The 14447-nt window shown below is 57.9% G+C and carries 8 protein-coding genes and 1 pseudogene; 8 read left to right on the forward strand and 1 reads right to left on the reverse strand.

Annotated elements, in window-relative coordinates; all coding sequences use genetic code 11:
- Positions 1-220 precede the first annotated feature (220 nt).
- From recC to AACY11_RS27580, 6 genes are all read left to right on the forward strand, one after another.
- Positions 221-3673, forward strand: a complete 3453-nt coding sequence (gene recC, locus AACY11_RS27555; protein WP_339496201.1) for an exodeoxyribonuclease V subunit gamma — start codon at positions 221-223, stop codon at positions 3671-3673.
- A complete protein-coding gene (recB, locus tag AACY11_RS27560; RefSeq protein WP_339434127.1) occupies positions 3670-7359 on the forward strand; it encodes an exodeoxyribonuclease V subunit beta in 3690 nt (1229 codons plus the stop codon). The genes recC and recB overlap by 4 nt, the downstream gene beginning before the upstream one ends.
- Positions 7356-9461 carry an exodeoxyribonuclease V subunit alpha gene (gene recD / locus AACY11_RS27565; protein WP_339496203.1) on the forward strand — a complete coding sequence of 702 codons (2106 nt, stop codon included), beginning with the start codon at positions 7356-7358 and terminating at the stop codon, positions 9459-9461. The genes recB and recD overlap by 4 nt, the downstream gene beginning before the upstream one ends.
- 122 nt (positions 9462-9583) lie before the next feature.
- On the forward strand, positions 9584-10159 hold the full coding sequence (locus AACY11_RS27570) for a YfiR family protein (protein WP_339496205.1): 576 nt from the start codon (positions 9584-9586) through the stop codon (positions 10157-10159).
- Positions 10156-11424 (forward strand): diguanylate cyclase domain-containing protein, encoded by a 1269-nt coding sequence (locus AACY11_RS27575; protein ID WP_339465446.1) that lies wholly within the window; start codon positions 10156-10158, stop codon positions 11422-11424. The genes AACY11_RS27570 and AACY11_RS27575 overlap by 4 nt, the downstream gene beginning before the upstream one ends.
- A gap of 5 nt (positions 11425-11429) precedes the next feature.
- On the forward strand, positions 11430-11924 hold the full coding sequence (locus AACY11_RS27580; protein WP_339434130.1) for an OmpA family protein: 495 nt from the start codon (positions 11430-11432) through the stop codon (positions 11922-11924).
- Here AACY11_RS27580 and AACY11_RS27585 read toward each other — a convergent pair.
- Positions 11921-12055: pseudogene (locus tag AACY11_RS27585) on the reverse strand (LysR family transcriptional regulator); the annotation flags it as partial. The gene AACY11_RS27580 and the pseudogene AACY11_RS27585 sit on opposite strands and share 4 nt — an antisense overlap.
- Before the next feature lie 47 nt (positions 12056-12102).
- Here AACY11_RS27585 and AACY11_RS27590 point away from each other — a divergent pair.
- Positions 12103-13599 (forward strand): tyrosine-type recombinase/integrase, encoded by a 1497-nt coding sequence (locus tag AACY11_RS27590; protein WP_339496206.1) that lies wholly within the window; start codon positions 12103-12105, stop codon positions 13597-13599.
- Between the two features lie 110 nt (positions 13600-13709).
- Complete coding sequence (locus AACY11_RS27595) at positions 13710-14243, forward strand: hypothetical protein (protein WP_339496207.1); 534 nt, start codon at positions 13710-13712, stop codon at positions 14241-14243.
- Positions 14244-14447 lie beyond the last annotated feature (204 nt).

A 14447-nucleotide genomic window follows, 5' to 3' on the forward strand; every position in this document is an offset into this window, starting at 1 on the left:
AGTGAAACGATGCATCGCCGATGGTAGTGTGGGGTTTCCCCATGTGAGAGTAGGTCATCGTCAAGATTAAATTCCGAAACCCCAATTGCGAAAGCAGTTGGGGTTTTGTTTTGCCCGCAGGAAAGTTCTTACAGCCCGTAGGGCCTTCTTCCGGCTGTCACAACCTGCCGACAGTGCTAAGGTTCTGCCCTGGCTTTTGTTCTTTCCCAAGGAAGCTTTTATGCCGGACGCCCAGTCCCTCAACGCTGCATTCATGGTGGTTCAGAGCAATAGCCTGGATGAACTGCGCAGCCTGGTGGTCAGCATAATGCGGCGCTATCCACTGGCCCCCCTGGAAAACGAAATTGCTCTGGTCCAGAGCAACGGTATTGCCCAGTGGCTCAAATTGGCCTTGGCCGAAGATCCTGAAGACGATGACCTCGGCGGCTGCGGTATCGCCGCCGCGATTGATGTGCAATTGCCTGGCAGTTTCATGTGGCAGCTCTACCGCATGGTCTTGGGCCGAGATGAAATTCCAGCCAAATCCCTGCTTGATAAAGCTCCGCTGACCTGGCGGCTCATGCGCCTGCTACCTCAGGTCATCGACCGTCCGCATTTCGAACCACTGCAACGCTTTCTCACTCACGACACCGACTTGCGCAAGCGCTATCAGTTATCCGAGCGTCTGGCGGATCTCTTTGACCAGTACCAGGTATATAGAGCCGACTGGCTGGAGGATTGGGCTGAGGGACGGCATCAATTGCGCAACGTCAGAGGCGAAGTAAAACCACTGCCGCCTACCAGTTGCTGGCAAGCCGAGTTGTGGCGTGCGTTGCTGGATGACGTTGGAGAGTTGGGCATGGCTCAAAGTCGTGCCGGTGTTCATCAGCGATTTATCGAACGCATCAATACGATTGAAGAAGCCCCAAAAGGGATTCCTTCGCGAGTGATCGTTTTCGGGATTTCTTCCTTGCCAGCCCAAGTGCTTGAAGCACTGGCCGGGCTCGCACGTTTCAGTCAGGTTCTGCTGTGTGTACACAACCCATGTCGTCATCACTGGGCCGATATCGTCGCTGATAAGGACTTACTGCGTCATCAATACAAGCGCCAGTCCCGCAGGAGCGGTATGCCGGTGATCCTGGATCAGGAAACACTGCACCAACATGCCCACCCGCTTCTCGCAGCATGGGGCAAGCAAGGTCGTGACTACATCAACTTGCTCGACAGCTATGACGATCCGAATAGCTATCGCGCAGCTTTCCGCGACGGACGTATCGATCTGTTCAGTGAGACCCGGCCACAGAATCTGCTTAATCAACTACAGGACGACATCCTGGAACTGCGGCCACTCAATGAGACACGCGAGCACTGGCCTCCTGTTGAGCTGAACGAAGATCAGTCGATCCGTTTTCACATTGCCCACAGCGCCCAACGCGAAGTTGAAATCCTCCATGACCAGCTGTTGGCACGCTTCAGTGCCAACCCGGATTTACGGCCGCGCGATGTAATTGTGATGGTGCCGGACATCGACAGCTATGCCCCGCATATCCGTGCAGTGTTTGGTCAGCTTGATCGACATGACCCACGTTGCATCCCATTTACCCTGGCGGATCAGGGCCAGCGTGGTCGGGATCCATTGCTGATCGCCGTCGAGCATCTACTTAAACTGCCTGACAGCCGCTTTCCGGTGAGCGAAATTCTCGACCTGCTTGACGTTCCAGCATTACGTGCGCGTTTCGGTATGGAGGAGCGCGATTTACCGACGCTGCATCGCTGGATCGAAGGCGCCGGCGTGCGCTGGGGAATGAACGCTGAACAACGTGCCGGTCTAGGCTTGCCGGACGAACTGGAGCAGAACAGCTGGCATTTTGGCTTGCGCCGAATGTTGCTGGGCTATGCCGTTGGCAGCGCCAATGCCTGTGCGGGTATCGAACCCTACGACGAAATCGGCGGATTGGATGCTGCACTGATCGGGCCATTGGTTGCCTTGCTCGATGCACTGGAACTCGCTCATCAGGAACTCACTCAACCGGCTCAACCCAACGTGTGGGGTCATCGCTTGCAGGCGCTGATGCAGTTGTTCTTCAAGGCCAGCAACGAGCACGATGACTACCTGCTCACCCAGTTGGAAGAGCTTCGTGAAACCTGGCTGGAGACCTGCGAGGCTGTGGGCCTGAAAGATGAATTGCCGCTGACCGTGGTTCGCGAGGCCTGGCTCGCTGGACTGGATCAGGGCAGACTGTCCCAACGCTTTCTCGCCGGTGCAGTAAATTTTTGTACGTTGATGCCCATGCGTGCCATTCCCTTCAAACTCGTGTGTTTGCTGGGGATGAACGACGGCGATTACCCCCGCGCGCAACCGCCGCTCGATTTCGATCTTATGGGCAGCGATTACCGTCCGGGAGATCGTTCCCGGCGAGAGGATGATCGCTATCTTTTGCTCGAGGCGCTGCTGTCTGCCCGTCATCAGCTCTACATCAGTTGGGTCGGCCGCAGCATTCGTGACAACAGTGAGCGGCCGGCTTCGGTGCTGATCGGCCAGTTGCGCGATCACCTTGCCAGCGGTTGGCGATTAGTCGACGAACGTCAGGATTTATTGCACGCCATGACCGAGGAGCATCCTCTGCAACCGTTCAGTGCGCGCTATTTTCATGAGGGCGATCAACTGTTCAGCTATGCCAGCGAATGGCAGGTATTGCATCAACATCAGGCGCCCCAAAACGAGGTGGAGTTGCTCGCTCCGTTTGTTCAAGAAGAGCCGCTGAGCCTTACCCTGCTGCAGGACTTCTTGCGTAACCCCGTCCGACACTTTTTCGCCCAGCGCCTCAAGGTGTATTTCGAAGCCGCCGAAGCGCCGCTCGCCGACGAAGAGCCTTTTGTCCTGGACGCTTTGCAGCGATATACACTCAGCGACAGCTTGCTCGAAGCTGCGCTCAGACAGCCGGATAATGTCGAGCAGGCGCTCGCGGTTCAAGCCCTGCGTTTGCAAAACAGCGGACTTCTACCCATGGCCGGTTTTGGTGAATGTCTGCAACGTGAGTTGATCGAGCCGTTGCCCGATCTGTTGCAGCGCTATCAACAGTTACTGACGTTATGGCCGACACCGTTGACCAGTGCCATCCCGATCTCTATGGAGCTGCAGGGCTTACGCCTTGAAGGTTGGCTTTCGGGCTTGCATCAACGTGGCGACGGTGGCGTGTTGTCAGTCACGACCATCCCCAACAGCATCGGCTCGATCAAGAACCGCAAATGGCATCGACTGACCAAGCCTTGGGTTAATCACTTGGTCGCCTGCGCCAGCGGACTTCCGATGGCCACGGCGTTGGTGGCCAGCGATGACACCTTGCTGCTCGAACCGATGGAGCCAGACAGAGCTGTTCGTTTCCTTGGGGATCTTCTTCTCGCCTGGCAGGCTGGAATGCGGCAACCACTGCCGATCGCGGTAAAGACCGCATTCGCCTGGTTATCACAGACTGATCCGCTCAAGGCTGAAGCCGCGGCGCGTAAAGCCTATGAGGGTGATGGCCAAACCAGTGAGGGCGAGCGCCGCGAAAGCCCGGCGCTGTCACGGCAATATGCCGACTTTGAGGCCTTACTCGCAGACGAGACGTTCTCCGGTTGGTGCGATACCTTGTATCGTCCTTTGCTTGAAGCGCCCTGGCGTTCGTTGTCCAGCGAAGGAGCTCGGTCATGAGCAAGAAAATACCGCTGGCTCTGGCATTCCCATTACGTGGTAGCCAGTTGATCGAAGCCAGTGCCGGCACCGGTAAAACCTTCACTATTTCTGCGCTGTATCTGCGTCTGATTCTGGGCCATGGCGGCGAATCGAATGGTTTTGCCCGAGAACTGTTGCCACCGCAGATTCTTGTGGTGACGTTCACCGATGCTGCCACGAAAGAGTTGCGCGAGCGAATTCGCACTCGCCTTGCCGAGGCCGCGCGCTTCTTCAGAGACGAGATACCCGCTCCTGACGGATTGATCGCGCAGCTGCGCGAACAATTCGAATCTCAGCAATGGCCCGGTTGCGCCAACCGTCTCGATATCGCCGCGCAATGGATGGACGAAGCGGCGGTTTCCACCATTCACAGTTGGTGTCAGCGCATGTTGCGCGAGCACGCTTTCGACAGCGGCAGCCTGTTCACTCAGTCGCTGGAGACTGATCACAGCGATTTGCTCGGGGAAGTGCTGCGCGATTACTGGCGACTGTTCTGTTATCCGATGCAGGGCGATGCCTTGAATTGGGTTCGCAGCAATTGGGGCGGGCCTGCTGCGTTGTTGCCTCGGGTGCGTGGCCTGTTCGCCAGTGAACGCGACAGCGACGAAGGCAAGCCCCCGGCGGAGCTGATCGACGAGTGTCTGCAAGAGCGCCGTGCAGCGCTGATCGAACTGAAAATGCCTTGGCGTCAGTGGGCCGACGAGTTACTCGCCATCTGTCATCAGGGCGTCGCGAGCAAAACCGTCGACGGTCGCAAGATGCAGGCGCGCTACTTTGAACCGTGGTTCGAGAAGCTCAAAGCCTGGGCCGAGGACGAGTGCCTCGAGCAGCTCGACATCGGCACCGGATTCACTCGACTGACGCCCGACGGTATGGCTGAGGCCTGGAAAGGCCAGGTCCCACGTCATCCCGGGCTGGATGCCATGTCGAGCCTCAAATCGAGTCTCGATGCTTTGCCGACCCCCGACGCCGCCGTTCTGCAACATGCCGCCAAATGGGTAGGTGCGCGTTTTGAGGAAGAGAAGCGTCGCCGCGCCGAAATGGGCTTTGACGACATGCTATTGCGCCTGGATGCAGCCCTGCAATCTGACGGGGGCGAGCGCCTCGCGACGTTGATCCGCGAACAGTTCCCGGTCGCGTTGATCGACGAATTCCAGGACACCGATCCGGTGCAGTACCGAATCTTCGAGAGCATTTACCGCATCGAAGAAAACAATCCGGATACCGGTCTGTTTCTGATCGGCGACCCGAAGCAGGCGATCTACGCGTTCCGCGGTGCGGACATCTACACCTATCTGCGCGCCCGGCAAGCCACGACAGGCCGACTGCATACATTGGGCACCAACTTCCGTTCAAGCCATGGCATGGTGGACGCGGTCAACCACATATTCGAACGCGCCGAATCCCGAGAGCAGGGACGCGGCGCGTTTTTGTTCCGGGAGAAAAACGGTGAGAACCCGGTGCCGTTTCAACCTGTCGACGCGCAGGGCCGTAAAGAAACACTGCAGATTGCCGGGCAAGACGTTGCGGCGCTGAATGTCTGGCTATTGTCTTCCGATCAGCCCCTTTCTGGCGTGGTCTATCGTCAGCAGTTGGCATCGGCATGTGCCAGTGAAATCACCGCGTTGCTCAATGGGGGGCAAGCAGGTGTTGCTGGATTCGTACAAGAGGGTAAAGACTTCAGAGGTCTGCGCCCTTCTGACATCGCGATCCTGGTGCGTGACGGTAAAGAGGCCCAGGCTGTGCGCGGCGAACTCGCTGCCCGTGGCGTGCGCAGCGTGTATCTGTCGGACAAGGATTCGGTATTCGCCGCGCAAGAAGCTCACGACCTGCTGTCCTGGCTTAAGGCTTGCGCCGAACCGGATGTCGAGCGCTCGCTCAAGGCCGCGCTGGCCTGCATCACCCTGAACCTGCCATTGGCGGAGCTGGAGCGTCTGAATCAGGACGAACTGGTGTGGGAAGCTCGCGTCATGCAGTTCCGTGGCTACCGTGAGCTGTGGCGCAAACAAGGCGTCCTGCCGATGTTGCGACGCCTGCTGCACGATTTTCATTTGCCGCAAACCCTGATGACCCGCAGTGACGGTGAGCGCGTGCTGACCAACCTTTTGCACCTGTCCGAGCTGATGCAGCAAGCCGCTGCGGAGCTGGATGGTGAGCAAGCGTTGATCCGCCACTTGGCCGAGCTTCTGGCGTTGTCCGGTCAGGCCGGTGAAGAGCAGATTCTGCGTTTGGAAAGTGATGAGCAACTGGTCAAAGTCGTGACCATTCACAAGTCCAAAGGCCTTGAGTATCCCTTGGTATTTCTGCCCTTCATCTGTTCGGCCAAACCAGTGGATGGCAGCCGGTTGCCGCTGCATTACCACGATGCATCGGGCAAGGCTCAAGTGAGTCTGAGGCCGACGGCCGAATTGATTGCGCAAGCGGACGACGAACGTCTGGCCGAGGATCTGCGCTTGCTCTACGTGGCCCTGACCCGTGCGCAGCATGCTTGTTGGCTGGGAGTGACGGATCTCAAACGCGGCAATAACAACAGCTCGGTGCTGCACCTTTCGGCGCTGGGTTACTTGCTGGGTGGCGGAGCATCTCTGGGGGAGTCCAGTGCGCTGAATCGCTGGCTGCAAGACCTGCAACGCGACTGCCCGGCAATCAGCACGGGTGAAATGCCCCAGGCCGCCGACGAGCATTACCTGCCTCCACGCAATGACGCTGTGCTCTGTGCCACGCTATCGCCCAAGCGCAAGGCCAGTGAAAACTGGTGGATTGCGTCCTACAGTGCATTGCGCATCAGCGACATTTTGAGTGTGGGCAGTGATGAAGCGCCTGACAGTCCTCAAGCACAAAAGTTGTTTGATGATGAACGCCTTGATCCCGATGCTCCGCGAGACATCATTGCCGGCGGTGCGGATATTCATCGTTTCCCTCGTGGTCCCAACCCGGGAACGTTCCTTCACGGTCTGCTGGAGTGGGCAGGTGAAGACAGTTTTGCCGTTTCCCGCGAGGCGCTGGAGGATGCGATTGCCCGTCGCTGCAACCTTCGTGGATGGGAAGGCTGGATCACCACCCTGAGTGACTGGCTGCAACATCTGCTCAAATCCCCGTTGCCAATCGCTGACGGGCAGCCTCCCGTCATTCTTGAGCAATTGAAGCAGTACCGCGTCGAGATGGAGTTCTGGTTCGCCAGCCATAAAGTCGACGTAGTCAAACTCGACGAACTGGTGCGTCAGTACACCCACAATGGCGTGGCACGGGTGGCGGCAGAGCCGGTGCAGCTCAATGGCATGTTCAAAGGATTCATCGACCTGACCTTTGAACACGATGGTCGTTATTACGTGGCCGACTACAAATCCAACTGGCTGGGCGTTGATGAACTGGCCTACACCGCGCAGGCCATGGAGCAGTCGATCCTCGACAACCGCTACGACCTGCAATACGTGTTGTACCTGTTGGCGTTACATCGTCAGCTCAAGGCTCGCTTGCCAGATTACGATTACGACCGGCATCTCGGCGGTGCGCTGTATCTGTTTCTGCGCGGGACTCGCGCAGACAGTCGCGGTGTATATTTTGCCCGTCCGCCCCGTGAATTGATTGAGCGCCTCGACCGGATGTTCCAAGGCAAACCCGAACCCAAGGCCGAGCCCGCATGGGAACAGGGAGTCCTGCTATGAGTCGCACCTTCGACGATCTGCTGCCGACCCCGTTGACAGCCGACAGCCTGTCCTCGCTCTCGCCTCTGACCCGTGCTGAAGACTTGCTGTTGCTGCTCAATCGTTGGGTTGAGCGAGGTTGGTTGCGTGCGCTCGACAAGGCGTTCGTGGCATTTCTTCACGAGCTTGAGCCGGATACCGATCCACTGGTATTGCTCGCTGCGGCACTGACCAGCCATCAGCTCGGGCATGGCCATGTGTGTCTGGATTTGTTTGAAACCCTTAAAGCCCCGGATTTTGCCCTGTCGCTCCCGCCCGAAGGCGATGTGCAAGGGGGTGTGCTGTTATTGCCCTCGCAACTGCTTGAAACGCTCGATGGCGCCCATTGGTGCAAGGTTCTGGCGGGCAGTCCCTTGGTCGCCCTGGCGGCGGATAGCCGTGATGCGGCGCAGCAGCGGCCGTTGGTCTTGTCATCAAAGCGGTTGTACCTGCGACGCTATTGGGCTTACGAGCGCCGTATCGATTCGGCGCTACGCCAACGTCTCGCCCAAGTTGAGGCGACGCCGGGTGATCTGCCGCAGCGACTGGATGAACTGTTCGGCTCAGCCAAGCCTGGCGAGGTGGTCGACTGGCAGAAACTCGCCTGTGCTCTTGCCACGCGGGGTGCCTTCAGCATTATCACGGGCGGTCCCGGCACCGGTAAAACCACCACCGTGGTGCGTTTGCTCGCGCTGCTTCAGGCGCCGGCGGTCGAGGCAGGCCTACCACTGCGCATTCGTCTGGCAGCACCGACTGGCAAAGCGGCTGCGCGGTTGACCGAGTCGATCAGTCAGCAAGTGCAAACGCTGACAGTCGCCGAAAACGTGCGGGCCAAGATCCCCTGCGACGTCACCACGGTGCATCGCTTGCTCGGCAGCCGTCCCGGCACCCGGCACTTCCGGCACCATGCCGGTAACCGCTTGCCATTGGATGTGCTGGTGGTCGACGAAGCGTCGATGATTGATCTGGAAATGATGGCCAATCTGCTCGACGCGTTACCGCCGCATGCGCGTTTGGTGTTACTGGGCGACAAGGATCAACTGGCCTCCGTGGAGGCCGGTGCGGTGCTGGGGGATCTGTGCCGTGATGCCGAAGACGGTTGGTACAGCCCGCAGACCCGGCAGTGGCTGGAGTCGGTCAGCGGCGAATCCCTGGCGGCCGGCGGTTTGCATGAAGACCTCGACGGTTCCCATCCATTGGCTCAGCAAGTGGTCATGTTGCGTCACTCGCGGCGCTTCGGCGAGGGCAGCGGCATCGGCCAGCTCGCGCGACGGGTCAATCAGCAGTTACCGGAGGAGGCGCGGCAGTTGCTGGCGACGGGGCACTATGACGATGTGTTTTCGTTGCTGCTCAAGGGCGAGCACGATCACAAACTGGAGCGCCTGCTGCTCGAAGGCCATGGCGATGGCCCGCAAGGTTATCGGCATTATCTGAGTGTGCTGCGCAATCAGCGTCCACCTCTGGGCAGGCCGCTCGAGCATCCGGACTGGATCAGTTGGGCCCGTGAAGTCTTACAAGCGTTCGACACCTTTCAGTTGTTGTGCGCGGTGCGCAAAGGGCCATGGGGTGTTGAAGGCCTCAACCAACGCATCACCGCCGCGCTGCTCAAGGCACGTCTGATCGAGAACGACCAGCAATGGTACGAAGGCCGCCCGGTACTGATGACCCGTAACGACTACGGTCTTGGTTTGATGAACGGTGACATTGGCATCGCCCTCAAACTGCCGGAACGCGAAGGGCCTGACGCTGGAAAACCGGTATTGCGCGTAGCCTTCCCGCGTAATGACGGTCAGGGCGGGGTACGTTTCGTGTTGCCGAGTCGGCTCAATGACGTCGAAACCGTTTACGCCATGACCGTGCACAAATCCCAGGGCTCGGAGTTCGCCCACACGGCGCTGATTCTGCCGGATGCCTTGAATCCCGTGTTGACCAAGGAATTGATCTACACCGGTATTACCCGGGCCAAGCACTGGTTCACACTGATCGAACCGCGCACCGGTGTATTTGAAGAGGCGGTACAGCGCAAGGTCAAGCGTCTGAGCGGACTCATGCTGGGGCTGGAAGAGGGGGCCGAACCTCGTTGATGACAAACGTAAGGATTTTCGCTAATTGCTGACCAACCAGTCAGAGGCTGCTGTTTCGCTGGTGATTCAGCGCTGTGCTATCGTTGCGGCATCATTTCGCTGCGATTGAAGAGAATCCCTGCATGAAGGTGGCTGTCTGGGCGACAGAGCGCGTGGTTCGCTGCAAGCACGTAGTGCTTGTCGGTCTGCTCTGGTTGTTGGCGGGTGTGGCTGTCGCGCAACCGCAAACGCCGACGGGCATGGCTGAGCAGCGTGCCCGTTCTGTCACCAAGGTCGTTCTTGGCATCCTCAGCTACGCACGCTGGCCAGTGGAACCTGCGCAGTTGCACCTGTGCATCGTCGGCCCCACCGAATACACCGATGACCTGGTCAAAGGCACCACTCAAGCCACCGGCAGGCCGGTCATTGTGCGTCGCCTGCTGGCCGACAACCCAGCCATCGTCAGCGAATGCGATGCGGTGTACATCGGCAAACTGACCGCAGATGAACGCAGTCGCCTGTTCACTTCACTGATTGGCCATCCGGTGTTGAGCATCAGCGAAGGCGACGATCAGTGCACGGTCGGCAGCCTGTTCTGCCTGCGGGTGGGCGACGATCAGGTGGCCTTCGAAGTCAATCTCGACTCCGTTGCGCGTAGCGGCGTGCGCATTCATCCAAGCGTGTTGCAACTGTCCCGTCGTAAACCGGCGGCGCCATGAAACGGTTCAGTTCCAAAGTTCGTCCCACTCTGGGCTCGGTCATCGGTCGCGGGCATTTGATTGTGGCGCTGGTGGCTGTGGCAATGGCCAGTGTTTCGCTGACCCTGCTGGGCGTTCTGGCGCTGCGGGTCTATGCGGATCACAACTTGCACCTGATTGCGCGCTCGATCAGTTACACCGTCGAAGCGGCGGTGGTGTTTAACGACAAGGCTGCGGCCACCGAAGCGTTGGCATTGATTGCCTCCACCGAGGAGGTCGCCGATGCCCAGGTGCTCGATGCTCAAGGCCAACTGATAGCGCGCTGGCAGCGACCGGAGAACGGCTTGATCTCCGAACTGGAAATGCAGACCGCCCGCGCCATCCTGGAGAAACCGATCAGCCTGCCGATCCTCCATCAGGATCGTGAAATTGGACGCATCCTGCTCACGGGGCATGGCGGCAGTCTGATGCGCTTTCTGCTGAGCGGTCTGGCGGGGATCCTTCTCTGTACCGCGATCAGTGCCTGGGTGGCGCTCTATCTGGCGCGTCGGCAGTTGCGTGGCATTATCGGCCCGCTGCACAGCCTCGCTACGGTGGCCCACGCCGCCCGCAGTGAGCGAGCACTGGACCGTCGCGTGCCGCCGGCGCAGATCGCCGAGCTCGACAACCTCGGCAACGACTTCAATGCCTTGCTCGACGAGCTCGAATCCTGGCAAAGCCATCTGCAAAGCGAAAACGAAACCCTTGCCCACCAAGCCAGCCACGACAGCCTGACCGGGTTGCCTAACCGGGCATTTTTCGAGGGCCGCTTGATCCGTGCCCTGCGCACCGCCAGCAAGCTCAACGAGCGGGTGGCGGTGTTGTTTCTTGACAGTGATCGCTTCAAAGGGATCAACGACAATTTCGGCCATGCCGCCGGCGACGCGGTGTTGGTGGCCATCGCCAATCGTGTCCGTGCGCAATTGCGTGAGGAGGATCTGGTGGCGCGACTGGGCGGTGATGAGTTCGCCGTGTTGCTCACGCCGCTGCACAAAGTCGAAGATGCCGAGCGCATTGGCGACAAGATTCTCACCAGCATGGACATGCCCATCGCGCTGCCCGGCGACAGCAGTGTCGTGACTTCGCTCAGCATCGGCATCGCGGTTTATCCCGATCATGGCGTCACGCCGGGTGCTTTGCTCGATGCTGCCGACGCGGCAATGTATCAAGCCAAGCGCTTGTCTCGCGGCGCTCAATTCACCGCTGGGTCGGAGCACCCGGTCGATTCCGTTCAAACCAGGAGCTGACTCTCGTGTTCACACTTTCAATTCGCATTATTTCTGCCCTGCTGTTGTTGGCCTCACTGGCCCTGACCGGTTGCCAGACTGCCCCGCAAAAGGGGCTGACCCCGGCACAAGTCGCAGTGCTTAAACAACAAGGCTTCGAGCTGACCGACGAAGGCTGGGAGTTTGGTCTGTCCGGTAAGGTGTTGTTTGGCAGCGATGTTGAAAGCCTGAACACACAAAGCACCGAGATCGTCGAGCACATCGGCAAAGCATTGATGGGTGTCGGCATCGAGCGCGTGCGGGTCGATGGTCACACCGATGCTTCAGGCCAGGAAAATTACAATCAGCAACTCTCGCTACGCCGCGCCAAGAGTGTTGCCAAAGTGCTCGCCACAGTCGGCATGAAGCAAGAGAACATTCAATTGCAAGGCCTGGGCAGCAGCGAGCCAGTGGCGTCCAACGACACCGCGGCGGGCCGTACGGAAAACCGTCGGGTGTCGATTGTGGTCAGCGCTGATTAATCGGCAAACCGCATCTCCCGAGTCTGCCCCATCAACAGACCCTGATTACGCTCGGTCACCTCACGGATGTAATCCCACAACAGGGTGATCCGCTTCAACTTGCGCAAGTCCTCACGGCAGTACATCCAGAACTACAGGACGTAAGGGTTCCACCCAATGGTTACGGGACCCTTTTGCCATGCCTACCGATCAACGCACTATCCCTGTCACAAGTGCTGTAACAAGTATTGCTATACCCCAGAGGCCTACAACCCGCCTCGCTAAGCCCTACCACTACAGACGTAACGGCATTTACTATCTGCGCCTTCGAGAAACAGGCAGCCTCACCCGCACCGTCTCCGTTTCCCTCAAGACAACCGATAGAAAGGCCGCTATGGACGCTTCACGACACCTCTCAGAAACCATCAGAGCATTTCATCTGGATAATCCTGATGCTACTTGGCATCAACTGAGGGAACACCTCATCTGGATCGCTGAGGGATTGCTGTCGTCGGCCCATGACGTGTATTCATTGAGGATGTGGGGAGACCTGTACGAAGACGTAGGAATGAACCTAACCGAGATCGCCGCCACGATGCCGCTGAGTGTCGATCAGCACGAACACGTAACCAACGCAAAGCGAGTGATGGTCGCTGCTCAAGATCGCTTGCGGGGCGACTCCGTGCCTTTGATGACAATCATCAAGGACCTTGAGGGCGAGAAGAATCAGCAAGCAAAAGCTCAAGCAGTGGGCGACTCATCGGAGCCTCAATCTGTAAGGGGACCAGCCCTTACCTTTGAGGATCTCTCAAGGCTCTACTTGGCCGACCGAGCGGGTGAGCAGAAGGCAACGACCCTTAGCTCTACGAAGTTTATTCACGGTGTACTGAGTGAAATGTTGGGGGCTCTGGACCTGAGAGTTCACACCCGTGGAGACCTCGTGGCTTTGAGGGATCGATTGGCAGCTACTCGTAAGCCATCAACGGTTAACCAGATACTCGCAAAGCTCTCTGCCGTCTTCAGTTGGGGGGAACTCAACGGACATCTTGAAAAGCGCTACGACAAGAAGCTGAAGCTAACGAAGGGTACTGAATCGGATCGAAAGGCTTTCAGCCAAGAGCAGATCTCTCGGCTTATGGCCTATGCCAGCAGTCTTCCTGAAGCATCTTGGAAGCGTTGGTTGTTGAGTCTTGGGGTCATTTCTGGCGGTCGTCTCAACGAAATCTGCCAGTTGACCACGGGTGACATCATTACGTTGAAGTCAGGAGTTACTGCGCTTTCCATCAATGAAAGAGGGGAGGGTAAGTCCGTTAAAACCAAAGGAAGTACCCGGCTGATTCCGTTAACCGATGGTGCCTATGGATTTGATCTTGCTGCTTTCCTCAGATACGTAGATTCCTGCAAGGCAGAGGGCAAGGACAAGCTGGCTCAACTTGGTTATAGGCATGCCGGGGAATGGGTGAATCAACAGGCAATTCCGATGGCTTTAGAAGGTTCCTACGCTCGCGGTTTGGTCTATCACTCGCTACGCCATTCGTTGAGTTCTCTGATGCAAGCTCATGGCGTTCCCACGACTCATGCTCAGGCTGTCATGGGCCATGTCACTGGCACCATAACCTTCGATACCTATGGCTCAGGCGTTCCAGTCGAGGTCCTTGCTGAGATGCTCAAAGGGGTCTTTAGTAAGACTCTCTAAATCCATGCATGAGATACAGGTAGCCCTCCGCGATTTTCTATCCGCCGCTACCTGTAGCTCTTTCACTGGCTAATTCCTTACGAATGGCGAAGCCAGAACGGGTTCGAAATATGGAAAACGAAAAGCCGCCGCGAGGACAACGCATCACGCGAGTCAGATTTTCGTTATTGACTCAGAGTGCGACGGGTAATGCGCATGGAGAGCAACCGAAGGTCTGCGAGACCACCGTAGGCCGCATGGAGTCTGGCGAATTTATTGAAAGTCTGTGGTGTGATATTGCTGCCGACTTCGTGACCATTACGATGATGGTGAGTCCCGAAGGTTTCGGGGCTGACATGAAAAAATCGGTCGCAGACATTATCTCTTTTGCAACACCACGCCCTAATGAGCTTACAGCGAGGCTGAAAGCGGAGCTGAAAAAGGAAGGGCACAGCAAGCCAACACCTGAGGCAATTGAGGATGCCGAGATAGCGGAAGCTGACGCCATCTTGCTGAACATGATTGCGAATGTTGAGCGTATTGAACGGCGGCAAAGAATCTACAAAACCGTGGACATCGCCGGCGCTATAGAACTCACCTCCTACACCCCACCGTCCGACACTAAAGGTTTCTCTGTGCGGAATACCTTGCCAAAAAAGAAATAGGTCTCGACGCCACGCCCGGTCCAGTAGTGCGCCGCCCGTCATTACAGCGTGGAGCTTTGTATAACTGACGCGGGCTTTGGTCCTAATGGCGATGTGAGGGAAGGGGGGGGGGGGGTATGCGGTTTTTGTTTATTTTTGTTAAGCTGGGGAGGCCGGCGGCCGAATTGTGGACCCACCCGTTGCCCGATTATTGGACAAAAATAT

The organism is Pseudomonas sp. RA_105y_Pfl2_P56, from assembly GCF_963970845.1.
Classification (GTDB): Bacteria; Pseudomonadota; Gammaproteobacteria; order Pseudomonadales; family Pseudomonadaceae; genus Aquipseudomonas; species Aquipseudomonas baetica_A.

What these genes read in the sequence shown, in the direction of transcription:
- recD (WP_339496203.1), top strand. Translation starts at nt 7,356, where the DNA reads ATGAGTCGCACCTTCGACGATCTGCTGCCGACCCCGTTGACAGCCGAC.
- recB (WP_339434127.1), top strand. Translation starts at nt 3,670, where the DNA reads ATGAGCAAGAAAATACCGCTGGCTCTGGCATTCCCATTACGTGGTAGC.
- AACY11_RS27595 (WP_339496207.1), top strand. Translation starts at nt 13,710, where the DNA reads ATGGAAAACGAAAAGCCGCCGCGAGGACAACGCATCACGCGAGTCAGA.
- recC (WP_339496201.1), top strand. Translation starts at nt 221, where the DNA reads ATGCCGGACGCCCAGTCCCTCAACGCTGCATTCATGGTGGTTCAGAGC.
- AACY11_RS27575 (WP_339465446.1), top strand. Translation starts at nt 10,156, where the DNA reads ATGAAACGGTTCAGTTCCAAAGTTCGTCCCACTCTGGGCTCGGTCATC.
- AACY11_RS27570 (WP_339496205.1), top strand. Translation starts at nt 9,584, where the DNA reads ATGAAGGTGGCTGTCTGGGCGACAGAGCGCGTGGTTCGCTGCAAGCAC.
- AACY11_RS27590 (WP_339496206.1), top strand. Translation starts at nt 12,103, where the DNA reads ATGCCTACCGATCAACGCACTATCCCTGTCACAAGTGCTGTAACAAGT.